Annotated in this window: 16 protein-coding genes; 12 read left to right on the forward strand and 4 right to left on the reverse strand. The window is 70.7% G+C overall.

From position 1 onward, the window contains the following. Positions 1-20 precede the first annotated feature (20 nt). Complete coding sequence (locus ACFVJX_RS32790) at positions 21-1394, reverse strand: polysialyltransferase family glycosyltransferase (RefSeq protein WP_384136415.1); 1374 nt, start codon at positions 1392-1394, stop codon at positions 21-23. Next, complete coding sequence (locus tag ACFVJX_RS32795; RefSeq protein ID WP_384136417.1) at positions 1391-2371, reverse strand: glycosyltransferase family 2 protein; 981 nt, start codon at positions 2369-2371, stop codon at positions 1391-1393. Before ACFVJX_RS32795 ends, ACFVJX_RS32790 begins: the two co-directional genes overlap by 4 nt. A 220-nt stretch (positions 2372-2591) precedes the next feature. Here ACFVJX_RS32795 and ACFVJX_RS32800 point away from each other — a divergent pair, with 220 nt between their 5' ends. The 5 genes from ACFVJX_RS32800 (at position 2592) to ACFVJX_RS32820 (ending at position 8089) form a co-directional block, all read left to right on the forward strand. Then, positions 2592-3980, forward strand: a complete 1389-nt coding sequence (locus ACFVJX_RS32800; protein ID WP_384136418.1) for a DUF6716 putative glycosyltransferase — start codon at positions 2592-2594, stop codon at positions 3978-3980. 32 nt (positions 3981-4012) lie between these two features. Then, complete coding sequence (locus ACFVJX_RS32805) at positions 4013-5248, forward strand: cytidylyltransferase domain-containing protein (protein ID WP_384136420.1); 1236 nt, start codon at positions 4013-4015, stop codon at positions 5246-5248. A gap of 10 nt (positions 5249-5258) precedes the next feature. Next, on the forward strand, positions 5259-6194 hold the full coding sequence (locus ACFVJX_RS32810; protein ID WP_384136422.1) for an N-acetylneuraminate synthase family protein: 936 nt from the start codon (positions 5259-5261) through the stop codon (positions 6192-6194). Positions 6195-6205: 11 nt separating this feature from the next. Then, on the forward strand, positions 6206-7264 hold the full coding sequence (locus tag ACFVJX_RS32815) for a hypothetical protein (RefSeq protein ID WP_384136424.1): 1059 nt from the start codon (positions 6206-6208) through the stop codon (positions 7262-7264). A gap of 216 nt (positions 7265-7480) precedes the next feature. Then, positions 7481-8089 (forward strand): hypothetical protein, encoded by a 609-nt coding sequence (locus ACFVJX_RS32820; protein WP_384136426.1) that lies wholly within the window; start codon positions 7481-7483, stop codon positions 8087-8089. A 111-nt stretch (positions 8090-8200) separates the two neighbouring features. Here ACFVJX_RS32820 and ACFVJX_RS32825 read toward each other — a convergent pair whose 3' ends face one another. Further along, on the reverse strand, positions 8201-8542 hold the full coding sequence (locus ACFVJX_RS32825) for a hypothetical protein (RefSeq protein WP_384136428.1): 342 nt from the start codon (positions 8540-8542) through the stop codon (positions 8201-8203). 325 nt (positions 8543-8867) lie between these two features. On the opposite strand from ACFVJX_RS32825, the gene ACFVJX_RS32830 reads away from it, so the two are divergent. The 7 genes from ACFVJX_RS32830 to ACFVJX_RS32860 all read left to right on the forward strand — a co-directional run bounded on the left by ACFVJX_RS32830 (position 8868) and on the right by ACFVJX_RS32860 (position 17281). Continuing rightward, a complete protein-coding gene (locus tag ACFVJX_RS32830) occupies positions 8868-10094 on the forward strand; it encodes an amidohydrolase (protein WP_384136440.1) in 1227 nt (408 codons plus the stop codon). A gap of 138 nt (positions 10095-10232) precedes the next feature. Next, positions 10233-11279 (forward strand): BMP family protein, encoded by a 1047-nt coding sequence (locus tag ACFVJX_RS32835; protein ID WP_384136430.1) that lies wholly within the window; start codon positions 10233-10235, stop codon positions 11277-11279. 293 nt (positions 11280-11572) lie between these two features. Further along, positions 11573-13102 (forward strand): ABC transporter ATP-binding protein, encoded by a 1530-nt coding sequence (locus ACFVJX_RS32840; protein WP_384136442.1) that lies wholly within the window; start codon positions 11573-11575, stop codon positions 13100-13102. After that, the gene (locus tag ACFVJX_RS32845) at positions 13099-14217 is read left to right on the forward strand and encodes an ABC transporter permease (RefSeq protein ID WP_384136432.1); all 1119 of its coding nucleotides are present in this window, start codon (positions 13099-13101) and stop codon (positions 14215-14217) included. The genes ACFVJX_RS32840 and ACFVJX_RS32845 overlap by 4 nt, the downstream gene beginning before the upstream one ends. Continuing rightward, entirely contained in the window at positions 14214-15479 is a 1266-nt protein-coding gene (locus ACFVJX_RS32850; RefSeq protein ID WP_384136434.1) for an ABC transporter permease, read from the forward strand. Before ACFVJX_RS32845 ends, ACFVJX_RS32850 begins: the two co-directional genes overlap by 4 nt. After that, a complete protein-coding gene (locus ACFVJX_RS32855; RefSeq protein ID WP_384136436.1) occupies positions 15476-15883 on the forward strand; it encodes a cytidine deaminase in 408 nt (135 codons plus the stop codon). Before ACFVJX_RS32850 ends, ACFVJX_RS32855 begins: the two co-directional genes overlap by 4 nt. A 120-nt stretch (positions 15884-16003) precedes the next feature. Next, a complete protein-coding gene (locus ACFVJX_RS32860) occupies positions 16004-17281 on the forward strand; it encodes a thymidine phosphorylase (RefSeq protein ID WP_384136438.1) in 1278 nt (425 codons plus the stop codon). A gap of 119 nt (positions 17282-17400) precedes the next feature. Here ACFVJX_RS32860 and ACFVJX_RS32865 read toward each other — a convergent pair whose 3' ends face one another. Then, positions 17401-20664 (reverse strand): S8 family serine peptidase, encoded by a 3264-nt coding sequence (locus ACFVJX_RS32865; RefSeq protein ID WP_384136547.1) that lies wholly within the window; start codon positions 20662-20664, stop codon positions 17401-17403. Positions 20665-20824 lie beyond the last annotated feature (160 nt).

Genomic DNA, 20824 nt, shown 5'->3' on the forward strand with positions numbered 1-20824 from the left:
CCCGCCCCCCTCCCGTAGTCCTACCGCCGCGCGGCCCGCCCGAACGCCTTCGCCCGCCGGGCCACCCGCCGCACCGCCGCGTTCCGCGGCAGGAACGCCAGCTGCTCCGGCACCCCGCCCGGCAGCCCGAGCGAGGTCAGCCGCCTGCGCTTGAAGTAGCGCAGGGTCGTGGCCGTGAGCCGGGCGGCGAGATACCGCTCGGCGGCCGGGCGCAGCGCCGGGTAGATCTTCGGCTGCATGGCGAAGCCGACCGCGGTGACCAGCTCGTTCAGCCCGTCCGGCGCCACCGCGGGCACCGCCGGGGCCGCCCCCCGGTCCTCCAGGTCCGGCACCAGCGCGTCCACCAGCGTGACCGGGACCCGGTTGCTGTTCTCGAACGGGGTCAGCCGTTCCAGCAGCGTCCGGGTGCCGACCCGCGCCACGGGCAGCCCGTAGAACGCGGACGCCGTGAGCAGCGCCGTCGAGAAGCAGCCGACGACCAGTGCGGGCCGCATCCGCTGGTACAGCACCTCGGCGAGGACCGGGGCGGTCAGCACCCCGGAGTCCAGCACGGTCAGCTCCGCACCGAGCTCCGCCGCCTCCGCCTCCATCCCGCGCGACCACTGCGCGGGCGCCGTCGGGTGCGGCTTGAACACCAGCCGGGTGTGGCCGAGCCGGACCGCGCCGCGCATCATCCGCAGATGCAGCTCCTCCTCCTCGGCCGCGCTGATCAGGCCGAGCGCGGAGAGGTACTGGCCGAGCAGCAGCGCGGGCGCCGCAACCGACGGCACCCCCGCCACGACGTCGGGCGCCCCGCCCAGCTCACCGAGCACCTTGAGGAAGGCCTCGGTCTCCACGACCTGCGGGGCCACCCCGAACTCGGTGAGCAGCAACGGCCGCAGCCCCGGCACCAGATCCAGGTGCAGCAGCCGCCGCACCCGGGTGCCGACCAGCGGGTCGATCTTGTTCCGGGTCGGGCCGTAGCTCATCAGCCCGTCCGCGTACACGTCGATCGGGGCGCCGGTGAAGATCTGGGCGATCGCCATCGCCGGGTTGACCTGGATCGACTCCACGGCGATCTCGACGTCGTCGTCACCGAGCCCCCAGGCGAGCCGCAGATGCCGTTCCCACAGCGGTACGTCGTCCGGGCGCGGGGACCAGCCGCCCGGGTGGTGCGGGGCGATCGTCGCGTTCCACGACACGACGTCGTCGAACCGGCCGCGCAGCACGTCGAACCCGGGCATCGCGTCGACGGCGGTCGTGGTCTCCGGGATCGCCGCGTTGTTCGAGACGAGCAGGATGCGCCGGCCGGCGTCCGCGAAGGCGCCCGAATCCAGGGCCGCGGCGAGCGTGGCCGTGCCGTAGAGGGTGGACGCGAAGAAGATCTGTGTCGTACGGGCCCGGCTGCTGTTCACGCGGCCGCCACCTCCTTCGCGGTGGCACGCCGGCGCAGCCGTCGCAGCAGGGTCGCGCGTTTGACGTCCATCGAGTCCAGGGCTTCGTCCAGCACGTCCTGCGGCATTCGGCCGAGCGCTCCGGCACTCATCGATTTGAGCGCACGCGCCACAGCGGGTTCGAACCTTTCGATCGAACCCATGTGATGGGAAATGATCGCGCAGTAGTTGCGGACCGCTTTCGGCAGCAGTTCCCGCGCATCGCGGTCCGCCGCCGTCTCCCGTACGACCTGGTCGAACGAGCGAATGAAATCGAGCTGGCGCATGTCGCCGATCTGGGTGAGGGACGAGGCGACGCCACGTCGGTAGAAAATGCCGAGAAGCCCCAGCACGGCGAAGGAATCCGCCTCACGGTGCAGCCGCCAGATCCACGGCCGGTCCTCGGCGGTGCGCAGGCCGTCCGTGAAGTGCAGCAGCCCGCGGTCCAGCAGCCGGCGGTGGTAGAGGCCCGCCCAGGCGTACGCGTAGTCGACCGAGGTGGAGCGCCCGGCGGGCAGGATCGCGTCCCGCGGCACCATCACCTCGCCCCTGCGCCCGTGCGGGACACGCTGGACGGTACGGGTCCTGCCGTCGGCCTGGACATGGTCGGTGCGGACGAAGTCGCAGCCCAGGGCCTCGGTCCTGGCCAGCAGGTCGGCGTAGAAACCGGGGGCGAGCCAGTCGTCGCCGTCCAGGAAGGCGAGGTATTCGCCGCGGGCCGCGTCCAGACCGGTGTTCCGGGCGGTGGCCAGTCCGCCGTTCTTCTCGTGTCTGCGGACGACCACCCCCGGGATCTCTTCCTCCGCGCGGCGCAGCATGTCCGCGGTCCCGTCGGTCGAGCAGTCGTCGACGAGAATGAACTCGAAGTCCTCGCGGGCGTTGGCCCGCAGGCTTCTCAGGGTGTCTGGCGCGTATGTCTGCACGTTGTAGAACGGCACGATGACGGAGAGCTTAACCACCCGCATCACGCTAGTTCCGGGCCGGTCATTCCCTCTTGCGCCCGTACGGACGCCGGGTGAACGGCACCCGTCGAAATGATGAACCGGTAAGCACCCGGGGGTGCTTTTCTCCGGGGTTCAACCAGCCGGGCGGCGGGTTCGGCAATCGTCGGCGGGCTGTTAACCCTTTGTTGCTGTCACGTTGGGCTGCTCACCCCCGGGCCTTCCTACCTTCTTGGACGTGCCCCCTCGTAACAGCAATTCGGCTTCTCCAGCAGAACTGGAATCCACGGACGCGCCGTCCCCGGTGCTCCGGGTGGCCGTGCTCGCCGACTCCGACACCCGATGGAAGTGGGGCGCGCTCACCGCGCGCCGGCTGACCTCGGGCGGCGGCCGTGCGGGTGCGCCCCGGGTGGAGATCAGCGGACTGCTGCTGCGCGGCCGGGCGACACCGACACCGCGCCAGCTCGCCGAGGTCGGCGACGTCGGTATCGACGCCGACCGGGTGCGCGAGGTGACGGCCCTGGAATTCCTGCACACCGTGCGGGACGAGGGCTACGACCTGGTGGTCCTCGCCCTGGTCGGCGGCGCGGTCCAGGCGATGCTGCACGGCCTCGCCGCGCTCCGGCTGCCCGCCAGGCCCGTCGTCGTCACCGGCTATGTCGGTGTCGTCTACGAGAAGCTCGCCGACGGGCTGCTGCTGCGGCACGGCGCCGATGTCGTCCTCGCCAACTCCCGGCACGACGCGGAGCGTTTCCGCGCGGTGTACGAGGGAGTGGGCGCCGACGCCTCCGCCGTCACGGAGGCCGCCCTGCCCTTCCTCGGCGGCGAGCCGCACCGCCCCGAACAGGGCCGCGACACCGTCGTCTTCGCCGCGCAGCCCTCCGTACCGGCCTCCCGCGCCGACCGTACGTATCTGCTGCGCAGGCTCGTGGAGCACGCCAGGCTGCACCCGGGACGCGAGGTGCTGCTGAAGCTGCGCTCCAAGCCCGGCGAGCACACCACCCACATCGAGGAGCTCCCCTACCAGCGGCTCGCCGAACGGCTGCCCGGCGGGCTCCCGCCCAACTTCCGCCTCGTGTACGGGCACATGGGCGAGGTCCTGGACCGCACCGACCTGCTGGTCACCGTCTCGTCGACCGCCGCCCTGGAATCCCTGCACCGGCGCATCCCCACCGCCGTCCTCACCGACCTCGGGGTGCGCGAGACCCTCGGCAACCACCACTTCATCGGCTCCGGCCTGCTGACCTCCTGGGACCACCTGGACGGCGGCGCGCACCCGGAGCCCGACGCCGAGTGGCTCGCCGGCCAGGGCGTCGCGGCCGACGGCAGCTACGACGCGGCCTACGACACCGCCCGCGCCCGGGTCACCGCCCTGCTCGCGAGCCCCGGGCTGCCCGGCCCGGCGCCCTACTACACACCCGCGACCGCCCCCGGCTACCTCCCCGGCATCCTCGCCCGCCACCACCTGGCCCCCGACGGCCACCCGCTGCCCGGAGCCGCCGAGCCCCGGGAGACCGGCCGGGTCAGGGGAGCGGTGCGCGAGGCGGTCCGGGACGCGGCCCGGGGCGCGTACCGCCACGGCGTCCAGCGGGTCGCCCCGGTCATCCGACGGATGGGCGAGCTGTGAACACCACCATCAACACACCCACTGGAGCAGCGATGACGCAGCCCACCGTGCTCGCCGTGATCCCCGCCCGCGGCGGATCGAAAGGCGTACCCGCCAAGAACCTCGCCCAGGTCGGCGGCGTGCCCCTGGTGGTCCGCGCGGTACGCGCCTGCCTGGCCTCGGCCGAGGTGACGGACGTCGTCGTGACGACCGACGCCCCGGCCGTCGCCGAGACCGTCCGTGCCGCCGGCGAGGCGCTCGGCGAATCCGCCCGGGTGCACTGCGTGCAGCGTCCCGAGGCCATCGCGGGCGACACCGCGACCAGCGAGGCCGCCGTGCTGCACGCCCTGGAAACCTACGAGGCGGAACACGGCCGCACCGTGGACGTCGTCCTGCTCGTCCAGTGCACCAGCCCCTTCATCGCCCGGGAGGACATCGACGGCGTCGCCGCCGCGGTCGCCCGCGAAGGCGCCGACACGGCCGTCACCGTCGCCCCGTTCCACGGCTTCCTGTGGCGCGACGGCAGCGCGGTCGAGGACCACAACTACGGCGTCAACCACGACAAGAAGGTCCGCCCCCGCCGCCAGGACCGCCCCGAGGACCTCCTGGAGACAGGCGCCGCCTACGCGATGGACGCGGCCGGGTTCCGTACCCACAGCCACCGCTTCTTCGGCCACACCGCACTGGTGCGCACCGACCCCGCGCGGGTCCTGGAGATCGACGACCCGCACGACCTGGCCCGCGCCCGCGCGCTCGCGCCGCTCCTCGACCCGGCGCCGCTGCCCACCCGCGATGACATCGATGCCGTCGTCCTCGACTTCGACGGCACCCAGACCGACGACCGGGTCCTCATCGACGCCGACGGCCACGAGATCGTCGCCGTCCACCGCGGCGACGGCCTGGGCATCGCCGCACTGCGCAGGGCCGGCGTCCCCCTCCTGATCCTCTCCACGGAACAGAACCCCGTCGTCGCCGCCCGCGCCCGCAAGCTGCGCGTCCCCGTCCTGCACGGCATCGACCGCAAGGACCTCGCGCTCAAGCAGTGGTGCGACGAGCAGTCCATCGCCCCCGAACGCGTCATGTACGTCGGCAACGACGTCAACGACCTCCCCTGCTTCGCACTCGCCGGCTGGCCCGTCGCCGTCGCGAGCGCCCACGACTCGGTACGCGCCGCGGCGCGCGCCGTGACGACCACCCCCGGCGGCTTCGGCGCCATCCGCGAGATCGCGGCCTGGCTCCTCGGCCCGACCCTCACCACTACCGCTGTCAACACCCCCCTCCCCAAGTAAGGAACGCACCATGAGCACATCCCGACTGCGCACCCTCGGCAACCGCACCGCGGGCCCCGGCAACCCCGTCTACGTCACGGGTGAGATCGGCATCAACCACAACGGCGACCTCGACAACGCCATCGCCCTGATCGACGTGGCCGCCGAAGCCGGCTGCGACGCCGTCAAGTTCCAGAAGCGCACCCCCGAGATCTGCACCCCGCGCGACCAGTGGGACATCGAGCGCGACACCCCCTGGGGCCGGATGACGTACATCGACTACCGCCACCGCGTCGAGTTCGGCGAGGCCGAGTACCGCGCCATCTCCGAGCACTGCGCCGAGCGCGGCATCGACTGGTTCGCCTCCCCGTGGGACACCGAGGCCGTCGCCTTCCTGGAGAAGTTCGACGTCCCCGCCCACAAGGTGGCCTCCGCGTCGCTCACCGACGACGAGCTGCTGCGCTCGCTGCGCGCCACCGGCCGCACGGTGATCCTCTCCACCGGCATGTCCACCCCGCGCCAGATCCGCCACGCGGTCGAGGTGCTCGGCTCGGACAACATCCTGCTGTGCCACGCCACTTCGACCTACCCCGCGAAGGCCGAGGAGCTGAACCTCCGGGTCATCAACACCCTCCAGCAGGAGTACCCCAACGTCCCGATCGGCTACAGCGGCCACGAGACGGGCCTGCAGACCACCCTCGCCGCCGTCGCACTCGGCGCGGCCTTCGTCGAGCGTCACATCACCCTCGACCGCGCCATGTGGGGCTCCGACCAGGCCGCCTCCGTCGAGCCGCAGGGCCTGACCCGGCTGGTCCGCGACATCCGCACCATCGAGGCGTCCCTCGGCGACGGCGTCAAGAAGGTGTACGAGTCGGAGCTCGGCCCGATGAAGAAGCTCCGCCGGGTCCCGGGCATCGTGGCAGAGAGCGGCGAGACGGCCCAGGCCGCCGAGCCGGTCGCGGTCTGACGGGCAGACCGGTGAACCTCGCCTTCGTCGAGAGCCCGGTCCAGCTCCTGAACGTCCTGGAGTGGGCCTACACAGAGGGGGGCGGCGGCCGTGTCCTCGCGGACATCACCGTCGTCGTACTCCCTCCGGTCGACCCGATGTCGCGCGGTCAGCTGCGCCGGATGGCGGAGCTGGCCCGCGACGAGGGCGTCACCGTGCGCTGGCAGGAGGCGCGCGGCGACTCGGGTACGCCCCTGAAGTCGCTGCGCGCCCTGACCCGCCTCGTCCGCAGCGCCGACCACATCGTCATCGGGGACCCCTTCTCCCGCTACGTACAGCTGCTGCTCACGCTGGTCCGCCCCCGCCGCCTCACCGTGGTGGACGACGGCACCGCGACCATCGAGTTCGTCGCCCAGATGACCCGCGGCGAACGCCTGACCCGCTGGCACCGCCGCGGCGGAGCCGGCCCGCGCGATCTGGCCCTGGCCCCGGTCACCGCCACCGCCCGCCGCCGCTTCACCCCGTCCGCGGCCCGTGAGGTCGAGCTCTTCACGGCCATGCCGGTGATACCGCCCCCCGGCATCACCCTGATCCCCAACACCTTCTCCTGGACCCGCTCCCGTTTCGGCCCCCCGCTGCTCACCAAGGGCGCGGACCTGGTCGGCACCTCGCTCGTGGAGACGGGCGTGGTCGACCGTGCCCAGTACCTGGACGCGGTCGCCGCCCTGGCCCGCACCCATGGCGCCACCCGCTACTTCGCACACCGCCGCGAGTCCACCGAGAAGCTCCACGCCCTGGAGGCCGTCACCGGCCTGGAGATCGTCCGCCCGGACCTCCCCCTGGAACTCATCGCCCGCCGCGGCCCCATCGGCCGCACGGTCCTGAGCTTCCCCTCCACGGTGGTCCACACCCTCCCGCTGGCCCTGGTCGGCACCGACGTGAAGGTCGCGGTCTGCGACATCGCCCCGGAATGGCTCCGCGAGACGGCGTCCCCGAGGGCACAGGGCTTCCTCTCCGGCGTCACGGAGACGGCCCGCGACGTCCAGCGGCTGGCGCCCTGGCGGGCCACGGCGGTGACCACGGAGGCGTGAGGAGAGCGCGGAACGTGGGACGTCCCTCGCCGGAGGCGATCAGGTGTCGTGCTCCGGCAGCGTCCCGCTCAGCCCGCGGCCCGGAACCCGCTCCCGCGTCCGCCCGCCGGGCACGCCGCCCCTGAACCGACCCTCAGGTACCGCGGAGCCCGGACCAGGGTCGGGTGGGGGCGATCCCCGATGGTGTCCGGGAGCGCCCGAGCCGATCATCGGAACATGCAGACCGATAAGCTGACAGACCCTCAGAAAAGCGTCTCCGCAACGATGTTCATCGTCGGACCGGTCCTGATGGCCGGCTACGGGCTGGTGCGTCTGACGGGCCGGGCGGTAAGCGACTACGGGCCGGGGGCGTGGTGGTCGGTGGCGCACCTGCTGTTCCTGGCCGGCGTACTCGCGTTCGTTCCGGTGTTCCTGCGGCTGTGGACGCCCGCAGGGGTGCACGGCGGACGGCGGACCGGCGTCCGGGTGGCGGCGGGAGCCGGGCTGGTGGGCGTGGCCGCGGTGGCCGTCCAGGCGGTGATCGACCTGGTGGTCGGCTTCGCCGCGGCGGACGACCGGGCCAGGAGCGACATGTTCGACAAGGTGCAGGACGTGCCCGGCGTGATGCCGGCCGTCTACACGGTGGTGCCGATGCTGTTCTGGGCCGGGCTGCTGGCGCTCGTCACGCTGCTCGCGTTCTTCCGCCGGGACGAGATGCCGGCCTGGTCCCCGCTGCTGGTGCTGGCGGGGATCGTCCTGATGACGACGAGCCTGGACCTGCTGACGGTGGGAGCCCTGTGCATCGGGGCCGCGCTGTACCCGGTGCGCCGGGGGCTGCCGGACTGACCGGGCCCGGCCGGGTGCGGGGCGGTCGTCGCGTCGGCGAGCGAAAACGCCGGCCGGGAGAGCGGTGCGCCCGGAACCGATGAGTTCGGCCCGGACACACCGCCACGCGTGTCAGCCGGTGATGCTGACGACCTTCAGCTCGGTCGGCCAGGCGTTGGTTCCGCAGTCCAGGACCGAGGCTGCGGCGGTGGCGCCCTTGCGCCAGCCCTTGCTGCCGCGGTACGGCCCGTTCACGCGGCCCGCGCTGGCGCACTTGGCCTGCACGTACCACGACCCGTTCCCCTTGTCGCACCAGGCGACCGCGTCGTTCAGGTCGTCGTGACTGACGTAGGCGCTGCAGCCGCTCGGCTTGGCCGCCGCTTCGGCGGCGGGTGCGAGGCCCAGCGTGATGCCGGAGGCCAGCAGAGCGACGGCCGAAGCCAGGACCCCAGCCCTGGTACGGGTTTTGTTCATGACAATCCCTCCCCTGTGGAGGGGCCGAACGGCCCCGCAGCAGGCTCGCAGGGGAGCCGTCGGCCGACATCGGTCCTCGGGAGGAAGCGGGATTCGCCCGGCGGGAGGTTGAGCACATCGGGGGCACGTGATATTTCGTGCGGCCGGGCCGCTTCCGCGCAGACCCGACAACCCGACAAGAGGTGACGTGAGGCCGCTTTTTACCCCACGGGGGCTCACGCAAAACGCCGCAGCGTGCTCTTTCTCCTCTATGTGGCTGAACTTTTCTTGATCTATGGCCAGTTGACGGGGGGTGGGGCCTACTCTTGAACGGGTGAACCAGTTGATGTCCCGTGAGTCCGATGCCGACCTGCCCGGGGACCGGGTGCTGCCCGGCACGCTGCCCGAAACGCTGCGCGCCGAGCTGATCGCCTTCCGCCGCGATCTGCACATGCACCCCGAGCTCGGCAACCAGGAGTTCCGCACCACCGCGGCCATCAAGGCCCGGCTGGAGCTGGCCGGCCTTGAGCCGCGGGTGCTCGCCTCGGGGACCGGGCTCATGTGTGACGTGGGGACGCGGAGTGAAACGACGCGGCCCATGCTGGCGTTGCGGGCCGACATCGACGCGCTGCCGATTCCGGACACCAAGACGGGAGTCCCGTACCGCTCCACCGTCCCCGACCGGGCGCACGCCTGCGGGCACGACATCCACACCACCTCCGTGCTCGGCGCCGGCCTGGTGCTCGCCGAGCTCGACCGGCAGGGGCTGCTGCCCAACCCGGTCCGGCTGATCTTCCAGCCGGCCGAGGAGGTGCTGCCCGGCGGAGCGCCCGACGCGATCGGGTCCGGGGTGCTTGAGGGCGTGGGCCGGATCATCGGGGTGCACTGCGACCCGAAGGTCGACGTGGGGCGGATCGGGCTGCGGGTCGGGGCCATCACCTCCGCCTGCGACCGGCTCGAGCTGTCCCTGGACGGGCCCGGCGGCCACACCGCCCGCCCGCACCTGACCACCGACCTGGTCACCGCCGCCGCCAAGGTGGCCACCGAGGTCCCGGCACTGCTGGCCCGCCGGGTCGACGCGCGGGCCGGGCTCGCGGTGACCTGGGGGCGGCTGGAGACCGGGCACGCGTGCAACGTCGTCCCACAACACGCCGAGCTCTCGGGCACGGTCCGCTGCCTGGATCTGGCGGCATGGCGGGACGCACCGGATCTGGTGCACGCCGCGATCGACGAGGTGGCCGGAATGTACCGGGCCAAGACGGTGATCAACTACATCCGCGGTGTCCCGCCCGTGGTCAACGACGCCGCCGCTATCGATCTGCTCGCCGGCGCGATGACCGCCCGTCGCGGTTCGTATGCGATCGAGGACACCGAACAGAGCCTGGGCGGGGAGGATTTCTCCTGGTACCTGGAGCACGTGCCGGGCGCGATGGCGCGGCTCGGGGTGCGTACCCCCGGCGACACCCGGGGCCTGGACCTGCACCGGGGCAATTTCGACGCGGACGAGGAGGCGATCACCGTGGGCGTGGAACTCTTCACCGCCTCTGCGTTGCTGGACGGTAATCATCTGTAACCGGACAGGTCACCCCCGGTTCGCGACGATCCGATAACGGCTTCCGTACAGGGCTTTATCTGACATCTACGCGCGTTACGATCGCCGCGAAACCAGCGCCGGCAGAGGCGCTTCGGTCAGGTTTGAAGGAGCCTTCCCTTGCGCCGGATCACCAGGATTGCCACCGTGGGCGTTGCGTCCGCGGCGCTTGCCCTGAGCGTCACCGCATGTGGCGGTAAATCGTCGTCGGACACGTCCGACTCGAAGGGGGACAAGACCGCGCTCGCCTACGACATCGGTGGCCGCGGCGACCAGTCGTTCAACGACGCCGCCTACGCCGGGCTGGTCAAGGCGGAGAAGGAGCTCGGTGTCAAGGGCACCGAGGCCGAGCCGTCGGACGGCGAGTCGGACGCCGACAAGGTCCAGCGGCTCACCACGCTGGCCCGCGCCGGCAACAACCCCGTGATCGGTGTCGGCTTCGCGTACGCGCCCGCCATCAAGAAGGTCGCGCCGAAGTTCCCGAAGATCACCTTCGGCATCATCGACGACGCCTCGGTCACGGGCAAGAACATCGCCAACCTGGTCTTCAACGAGGAGCAGGGCTCGTACCTCGCGGGCGTCGCCGCGGCCAAGGTCAGCAAGACCAAGACCGTCGGCTTCATCGGTGGTGTGGAGACGCCGCTGATCAAGAAGTTCCAGGCGGGCTACGAGCAGGGCGTCAAGGACACCGACCCGTCGGTCAAGGTCCTGTCGCAGTACCTGACCCAGCCGCCGAACTTCGACGGCTTCTCCAAGCCCGACCTCGGCAAGGCCGCGGCGCAGGGGCAGCTCGACAAGAAGGCCGACGTCGTCTACGCGGCGGCCGGCCTCGCCGGCTCGGGCTCGATCGAGGCCACCGCGAAGGCGGGCAAGTGGGCCATCGGCGTGGACTCCGACCAGTACAGCCAGAAGGGCCTCGCGGCCTACAAGAACCAGATCCTGACCTCGGTCACCAAGGACGTCTCCGGTTCGGTCTTCAATCTGATCAAGTCCGTGAAGGACGGCAAGCCGCAGACCGGTGAGATCCGGTACGGCCTGGACAAGGACGGCGTCGGCCTGGCCGACTCCAACCCGGCGTTCACCAAGATGACCGATGTGATCGCCGCTGTCGACAAGGCCAAGAAGGCCATCGTCGACGGTTCGATCAAGGTCAAGACCACCCCGTAACGCCCTTTGCCCGAAGGCTAGACTTCCCGGGGTCCGGAGCCGCGCACCAACGCGGTTCCGGGCCCCGGGGTGTTCTCCGAAGAAGTCCCGCCCGTCGCAGCGTTTCCCCGCAGGGCTCCGGAACCGGACGTTTCGGGTCTGCGCGCGTACGTGTATGTCGATTCGGTGGCACTACGCGTGTAGACCAACCTCTGACGCGATAACTTCACCCCGCCCTTGCCCCTCCGCCCCCGCTCCTGTCCGGCTAAGGAGAGTGTGTCATCACCGCGTCCAGCAGCCCCCCGGCCGTAGAACTGCACGGCATTACCAAGCGTTTCCCCGGTGTGGTCGCCAACCACAACATTGACATCACCATCCGCAAGGGCACGGTCCATGCTCTGGTCGGAGAGAACGGTGCCGGCAAGTCCACCCTGATGAAGATCCTCTACGGCATGCAGAAGCCGGACGAGGGGACCATCGCGGTCGACGGCGAACAGGCGTCGTTCGGGAGCCCGGCCGACGCCATCGCCCGCGGCATCGGCATGGTGCACCAGCACTTCATGCTGGCCGACAACTTCACCGTGCTGGAGAACGTGGTTCTCGGCGGCGAGAAGCTGCACGGCATCGGGGCCGAGGCGCGCAGGAAGATCATGGAGATCTCGGACGCGTACGGTCTCGGCGTCCGGCCCGACTCCCTCGTCGAGGACCTCGGCGTCGCCGACCGGCAGCGGGTCGAGATCCTCAAGGTCCTCTACCGGGGCGCCCGCATCCTCATCCTCGACGAGCCGACCGCCGTACTGGTCCCGCAGGAGGTCGACGCGCTCTTCGACAACCTGCGCGAGCTCAAGGCCGAGGGGCTGACGGTCATCTTCATCTCGCACAAGCTCGGCGAGGTGCTGTCCGTGGCCGACGACATCACCGTGATCCGCCGGGGCACGACGGTCGGCACGGCGGACCCGTCGAACACCACCACCAAGCAGCTCGCCGAACTCATGGTGGGCAGCGAACTGCCCTCGCCCGAGACCCGCGAGTCCACGGTCACCGATGTGCCGATGCTGCGCGTCGAGGACCTCGCGCTCTCCGTCACCGACCCGGACGGCGTCGTGCGCGACGTGCTCGACGGCGTCGGTTTCACCATCCACAAGGGTGAGGTCCTGGGCATCGCCGGGGTGGAGGGGAACGGGCAGACCGAGCTGATCGAGGCACTGGTCGGCATGCGGGAACTCGACGGCGGGGTCATCACCCTCGACACGGACGACATCTCGCACGCCCCCACCCGCAAGCGCCGCGAGAGCGGCATCGGCTACATCCCCGAGGACCGGCACCGCCACGGCGTGCTGCTGGACTCCTCGCTGTGGGAGAACCGGATCCTCGGCCACGTCACCGAGCGGCCGAACAGCCGGGGCGGCCTGCTCGACATCAAGGCGGCCCGTGCCGACACCGAGCGGATCGTGCGCGAGTACGACGTCCGCACCCCCGGCATCGAGGTCACGGCCGGCTCCCTCTCCGGCGGCAACCAGCAGAAGCTGATCGTCGGCAGGGAGATGAGCCACGAGCCCAAGCTGCTGATCGCCGCGCACCCGACCCGTGGTGTGGACGTCGGCGCGCAGGCGCAGATCTGGGACCAGATCCGCGCCGCGCGCCGCGAGGGACTCGCGGTCCTGCTCATCTCGGCGGACCTGGACGAGTTGATCGGGCTCTCCGACACCCTGCGTGTCATGTACCGCGGCCGGCTGGTCGCGGACGCCGATCCCGCCACCATCACCCCGGAGGAGCTGGGCTCGGCCATGACCGGTGCCGCCACCGGCCATCTCGAGGCAGCACCGGAGGACGACGCCCGATGAGGAAATTCAACAAGGACCGGCTGATCCTGGGCTTCGCCGGCCCGGTCCTCGCCCTGGTGGTGGCCTTCGCGCTCACCACCGTGGTCCTGCTCGCCTCGGGCAAGAACCCGTTCGAGCCGTACCGGCTGATGTTCGACGCGGCGACCTACCCCGACGTGCAGGTACTGATCATCAATCAGGCCGGTACCTACTACCTCGCGGCGCTCGCGGTGGCGATCGGGTTCAGGATGAACCTCTTCAACATCGGGGTCGACGGCCAGTACCGGCTCGCGGCCATGATGGCGGCCCTGGTCGGCGCCAGCGTCAATCTGCCCGGACCGCTGGAGATCGCCCTCATCGTGATCGTCGCGATGCTGGTCGGTGCCTTCTGGGCCGGTATCGCCGGCTTCCTGAAGACCACCCGCGGGGTCAGCGAGGTCGTTTCGACGATCATGCTCAACTCGATCGCGACCGCCCTGATCGCCTGGCTGATCCTGCCGAAGAACTTCGGTGAACAGCCGGCCGGCTCCAACAACCTGACCACCGGTGACCTCCCGGAGTCCGGCTGGTTCCCGGGGCTGTCGATGGGGGCGGAGGCGGGGGAGATCTACGGCTTCACCTTCGTCGCCGCCGCGTGCGGCCTCGTCTACTGGTTCGTCCTGAACCGCACCCGCTTCGGCTTCGACCTCCGGGCGACCGGGGAGAGCGAGAGCGCCGCCCAGGCGTCCGGTGTGGACGCGAAGAAGATGGTCCTCACCTCGATGCTGCTCTCCGGCGGTATCGCGGGCCTCTCCGGCATGCCGACGCTGCTGGGCGACACGCACACGTACAGCCTCGACTTCCCGACCGGCATCGGATTCACCGGCATCACCATCGCCCTGCTCGGCCGGAACAACCCGCTGGGCATCGCCTTCAGCGCACTGCTGATCGCCTTCCTGGACAAGACGTCCTCCTCCCTCGACCAGTTCGGGTACGAGAAGGAGATCGCCACGATCATGCAGGGCCTGATCGTGATCTCGGTCGTCGTCAGCTACGAACTCGTCCGCCGCTACGGAATCCGCCGTCAACAGCAGAAGGTCGGCGAGGAACTCGCAGCCGGCCACGCCCTCACGACCGAGAAGGAGGCCGCACTGTGAGCGCCAGCAAAGTCTCGGCCGCGAGCGTCGCCCCCAAGAAGGGCGGCGGCCGCCGCAAGCTCACCCTGCCCGTCGTCCTGCTGATCGTCGCGGGCGGTCTCGCGCTGGTCTCACTGGTCCGCCTGATCAGTGGCGCCAACGACGTGACGTCCGTGGGACAGGTCTCCGGCGCGCTGGAACTGGCCGTCCCGATCGGTCTCGCGGGGCTCGGCGGTCTGTGGGCCGAGCGTGCGGGCGTCGTGAACATCGGCCTCGAAGGCATGATGGTGCTGGGCACCTGGTTCGGTGCCTGGGCCGGATTCCAGTGGGGTCCCTGGGTGGGTGTCCTGTTCGGCATCCTCGGCGGCGCACTCGGCGGTCTGCTGCACGCGATCATCACCATCACCTTCGGCGTGAACCACATCGTCTCCGGTGTGGCCATCAACATCCTCGCCGTCGGCCTGACCCGCTACCTCTCCAACTTCGCGTTCGACGGCGTCGAGGGCGGTTCCTCCAAGCAGTCCCCACGGATCGACGCGATCGACCGGATCACCATTCCGGGGCTCTCGGACTGGCTCCAGGACCTCCAGCAGAAACACTGGTTCCTGGTCTCCGACATCGCGGGTGTCGTCGGCGGCGTGGTCACCAACCTGTCCTGGCTGACCGTGGTGGCCATCCTGCTCGTCCCCGCCACCTGGTGGGTCCTGTGGCGCACGGCGTTCGGTCTGCGGCTGCGCTCCTGCGGCGAGAGCCCGGTCGCCGCCGAGACGCTCGGCGTGAACGTCTACAAGTACAAGTACATCGCCGTGATCACCTCCGGCGGGATGGCCGGACTCGCCGGCGCCTTCCTGGCCATCGTCTCCACCGGCATCTACCAGGAGAACCAGACCGGAGGCCGCGGTTACATCGGTCTCGCCGCGATGATCTTCGGTAACTGGATGCCCGGCGGAATGGCGCTCGGCGCCGGCCTCTTCGGCTTCACCGACAGTCTCAAGCTGCGCGGCGGCGCCGAGAACGTCCACGCGATGCTGCTTCTCCTGGCGATCCTGCTGGTCATCGTGGTGTTCTGGCAGCTGTACCGGAAGAAGTACGTGGCCGCGGTGATCTCCGCCGCCATCTCCGCGCTGCTCTTCACCTGGTACGCGCTGACCGACCAGGTGCCCAGCCAGTTCGTCGACATGGCGCCCTACGTCACGACGCTGCTGGTGCTCTCGCTCTCCGCGCAACGGCTGAGGATGCCGAAGGCGGACGGTGTGATCTACCGCAAGGGCGAAGGGAAATGACCGCGCTCACCGAAGCCGGCTGGGACGCCCTGCGGACCGCCGCCCGGGAGGCCATGTCCCGGGCGTACGCGCCGTACTCGGGTTACCCGGTCGGCGTCGCCGCACGGGTCGACGACGGCCGCACCATTGTGGGCTGCAACGTCGAGAACGCCTCGTACGGCATCGGGTTGTGCGCCGAGTGCGGACTGGTCTCCCAGCTGCACGCCACCGGTGGCGGCCGGCTGACCCACTTCACCTGCGTGGACGGGTCGGGCGGGATCCTGGTGCCGTGCGGCAGGTGCCGGCAGCTGCTCTACGAGTTCGGCGGGCCGGAGCTCGTCCTGGAGACCCCGGACGGCTTCCGCACGCTCGACGAGATGCTCCCGCAGGCGTTCGGGCCGTCCCACCTCGGACAGGCCCGCTGACGCACTGCCCCACCGCCGGACGGGCCGGGAAATCCGGTCCGCCCGGCGGTTCTCATATCCTCTATGCGCGTAGAGTCATCGGGACTCTTGCGTACGTACCGGCCGGAAGGACTCCAGGACATGGACGCCATCTCCGTCATCCGCACCAAGCGGGACAACGGCGAGCTGACCCCCGAGCAGATCGACTGGGTCATCGACGCGTACACCCGCGGTGAGGTGGCCGACGAGCAGATGTCCGCGCTGGCCATGGCGATCCTGCTGAACGGTATGAACCGTACGGAGATCGCCCGCTGGACCGCCGCCATGATCGCCTCCGGCGAGCGGATGAACTTCTCCGCGCTCTCCCGCCCCACCACCGACAAGCACTCCACCGGCGGCGTCGGCGACAAGATCACCCTGCCGCTCGCCCCGCTGGTCGCCGCCTGCGGAGCCGCCGTACCGCAGCTCAGCGGGCGCGGCCTCGGCCACACCGGTGGCACGCTGGACAAGCTGGAGTCCATCCCCGGCTGGCGCGCCCACATCTCCAACGCCGAGATGCTGAACGTCCTCGACACCACCGGCGCCGTCATCTGCGCGGCGGGCGACGGCCTCGCCCCCGCGGACAAGAAGCTGTACGCGCTCCGCGACGTCACCGGCACCGTCGAGGCCATCCCGCTGATCGCCAGCTCGATCATGTCCAAGAAGATCGCCGAGGGCACCGGCGCACTCGTCCTGGACGTCAAGGTCGGCACCGGCGCCTTCATGAAGACCATCGAGGACGCCCGCGAACTGGCCTCCACCATGGTCGCGCTGGGCACCGACAGCGGTGTGCGCACGGTCGCCCTGCTCACCGACATGGCCACCCCGCTCGGCCTCACCGCGGGCAACGCCCTGGAGGTCCGCGAGTCCGTCGAGGTCCTGGCCGGCGGCGGCCCGCAGGACGTCATCGACCTCACCCTGGCCCTCGCCCGCGAAATGCTGGACGCGGCCGGACTCAAGGACGCCGACCCGGAGAAGGCACTCGCGGACGGCTCCGCGATGGACGTCTGGCGCCGGATGATCTCCGCCCAGGGCGGCGACCCGGACGCCACGCTCCCCGTCGCCCGCGAACAGCACGTCGTCAAGGCCCCGTCCTCCGGTGTGCTCACCCGCCTCGACGCGTACGACGTCGGCGTGGCCGCCTGGCGCCTCGGCGCGGGCCGCGCCCGCAAGGAGGACCCGGTCCAGGCCGGCGCGGGCGTCGAACTGCACGCCAAGCCGGGCGACGAGGTGCGGGCCGGCCAGCCGCTGCTGACGCTGCACACGGACACCCCGGAGAAGTTCGACTACGCGATCCAGGCGCTGCCCGACGCGTTCGACATCGCCCCGGCCGGTACGGCGTTCACCGCCACGCCGGTGGTGCGCGAGCGCATCGCGTAATCGCGCGCGCCGAAGCGAACGGCCCGCCGGGACGGTGAGAACCGTCCCGGCGGGCCGCTGCCGTGCGGCCGATGCCGACCGCTTCCCGCCGCTGCTCGCTATTGGCTGCTCGCCACTCGCTACTTGCCGAAGTAGGCGTCATAGACCGCCACGGAGGAGGTGTTGCCCTTCCTGTCCGTGACATTGGCCTTGAAGGAGAGCGACTTCTTCTTGGCCGGGTTCTTCACGGAGATCTCTCCCTTGGTGACCGGCTTCTTCTTCCAGGTCTTCCCGCCGTCATAACTGACGTACACCGTCAGCGACTTGAGGTTCTTTCCGGCCGCCGCACCCTGCACCGTCACCGGCACGGACACGGACTTTCCGGCCTTGGCCGTGCTGTCCAGCGCCACATCGGGCGTGAAGCGGACCATGGAGACCGGCAGCGCGGTGGGATCCGAGGTCCGGCCGGAGCGGAAGGTCCAGCTCGCGTCGATCCGGGTGGAGACCGAAGCGACGGCGGAGCTGCGCCGCACCGACGTGGTCAGCCGGTAGTCGGCGGCGGCGGCCGGCACGGTGAAGGGCGTTTCACCGGCCAGCGGGTCGGCGTTCCGGGCGAACACCTTGCCGTTGCGGTAGAGCACGGTCTTCACCGAGCTGTACGCGGAGCCGCCGGCGTTCCGGTGGCCGTCGGCGACCATCGGCAGCGATCCCACGAGGTCGTTCTTCTCGCGGAAGACCCCGAAGTCGGCGTTGACGTACGGTCCGAACACCGCGGTGTTCACGGTCCTCGTGTACGTCTTGCCCGCCTTCACGGCCAGCGGGGCACCGAGGCTGTAGAAGGCGTCGCTCTGCGGGAAGCCCTCGTCGTCGAGCGCACCGTCCTGGCCGAAGTCGAAGCTCCACCGCACCTTGTCGGCGGTGGAGAGGTAGACGGTGGTGGTCGACGGAAGCTTCTGGGTGGTCACTGCCGCCCAGCCGCCGGCCGATCCGGGCAGCTCGCCCCAGGCGGAGACCTCGCCGCTCTTGCCCTTGACGGACGAACCGGCGCGGATCGTGACCTTGGCCAGCTGACCGCCGGTGAACGAGCGGTGGTAGCCGGTCGCGGCCCGGCTCACCGGGCCGCCCACCAGGATGTCGTACCGGGTCGCCGCGCCCTTGACCCAGCTGGCGGTCCAGTGCTGGGAGAGCTGGAGACCGGTCGCCTTCGGGCCGACGTGCGCGGTGCGCAGCGGCTTGTACGAGTCGAGCAGCCAGCCGTAGGAGTAGCTGCTGTCCGCGGTGTCGAACTGGAGGTCGGGCGCGGCGAGCACGGACTTCGTGCCGGTCGCCGGAACGCTGATGTCCACCGCCTCGGCCAGGCGCGCGTCCAGGGTCACCGTGGTGTTCTTGCTGATGTTCAGAGAGGGCCGGGCGAGCCAGTCGACGCCCTTGTCGAAGTCGTCCGGGTCGGCGTACACGGCCGAGTTCAGGACGTACCCGCCCTTGGGCACCCGGAGCTTCGCCGTGCCGGCGACCGCCTCGGCGGACTCCCACACGCCCTCCGCGGCACCGCTGACGCCGTAGACGTCGGCCGTGGTGTGCGGGGCCGGCTTGCCGTCGCGCCCGATGGTCTTGAGCGTCAGGTCGTACGACTCCCTCTCGCGATTGACCGCGGCCGCGGTGCGGACGGTCTGACCGCCACCGGTCGCGACGACGTACGCGGAGTAGTCGCCGTCGGCCGTACCGCCGAGCCTGGTGTCCACGGTGAGCGGCACCTCGGCGGTGGCGCCGGCCGGGACGGTCACCCGGTCGGCGCCGAGGGCGAAGAAGCCGGCCGGGGCCGGCTTGCCCGTCGGGCCGGTGCCGCTGACGGTGAGCGCGAGCGTCACATCGGTCGTACCGAGGTTGCGGTACGACACCTTCTTGGCGACGGGCACGTCATCGGTGTGCGGCCACTGCTGGATGCCGAAGCCCAGCGAGACCGGGTCGGCGACGACGGACTGGGTGATCGCCCGGTCGACGGCGATCCGGCCCGAGCCCTGTTCGAAGGGGGTGTACTTCCCGGGCTTCGTGGAGGCCGTGAGCGCCCCCTTGAGCTCGGTGTTCTTCCACTGCGGGTGCTGCTGCTTGAGCAGTGCCGCGGAGCCCGCGACATGCGGGGTCGCCATCGACGTGCCGGAGATCGTCAGATAGCCGGGCGGGTTCTGACCCACCTCCTCGTCGATGACGGAGCCGGGCGAGGCGGCCGCCGTGATGTCCACGCCGGGAGCGGTGACATCGGGCTTGATCGCGTTGTCGCCGACCCGGGGGCCGCGGCTGGAGAAGTCCGCCAGCAGGTCCTTGTCGTCGACCGCGCCGACGGTCAGCGCGGCGTCCGCGCTGCCGGGGGAGCCGACCGTGCCCGCCGAGTCGCCCTCGTTGCCCGCCGCGATGGCGAAGAGCACACCGCTGGATGCGGAGAGCTTGTTGACCGCCGCCTCCAGCGGGTCGACCTCCGGGGTGTCGGTGCCGCCGAGGCTCAGGTTGATGACGTCGGCGCCCTGCGCGACCGCCCACTCCATGCCGGCCAGAATGCCGGAGTCCTCGCCGTAGCCGTAGTCGTCGAGCACCTTGCCCTCGATGAGCTTGGCGTCCGGGGCCACGCCCTTGAACTTCCCGCCCGACTTCGCTCCCGTACCGGCCGCGATCGATGAGACATGGGTGCCGTGGCCGTAATGGTCCTTCGTGTCGGGCGAATCGGAGAAGTTCTTCGACGTGAGGACCTGGCCCTTGAGGTCCGGGTGGGTGGCGTCCGCACCGGTGTCCAGGACGGCGATCTTGACGCCCTTGCCGGTGTAGCCCGCCTTCCAGGCGGCCGGCGCGCCGATCTGGGGAACGCTCTTGTCGAGGCTCGCCCGGCGCACGCCGTCCAGCCACACCCGGTCGATACCGGCGGCCGTGGTCCGCTGGACGCTTCCCGACGGCTTGCTGGTGAGCGCCTGCCAGATGGACCGCGCGTCCTCCCGCGGGGTGGCCACGGACTGGGCGTTCAGCGACTTGAGCACGGGCCCGACCCGGGTCGCGCCCGCGTCGCGGACCTCGGCCTTCGCGGCGGCGGCCCCGGCACCCCGGTAGGAGACGATCAGCTTCAGACCTGATCTCTGCGCCCTGCGGTTCTCCGCCCGGCTCAGCTCCGTGACGTCGAACAGCCGCCGGTCCAGCTTCCCGGAACCGATCAGCCGCTGTGCGTCGGCCGGGACGAGCAGGGTGTGCCCGTCGCGTATCTGCCGCTGCACGGGTATGTGCTCGCGCCCCGCTGCCGGACGGAAGCCCACGACCCGGCCCCCGGCGTCCACCGTGACGCGGTCGCCGGTGATGAGCGTCAGCTGGTGCCGGGCGTCGGAGAGACTGTCCGCCGGCCGCGACGGGCTGCTTTCGCGGGCCATGGCCGGGGTGGTCAGCCCGGCCGCGAGTGCCACGGCGGCCGCCGTGGCGACGGTCGAAACACACGCTCTTCTCACGTGTCTGCGCAACTCTCCCCCTGGAGAATCAGGCGGCCCCCGAGGGAGCCGCTGGGCAGTCGGCCCCGATGCGTGCATCGGTGCC

It is taken from the genome of Streptomyces sp. NPDC127177, assembly GCF_042672475.1.
Taxonomy (GTDB): domain Bacteria; phylum Actinomycetota; class Actinomycetes; order Streptomycetales; family Streptomycetaceae; genus Streptomyces.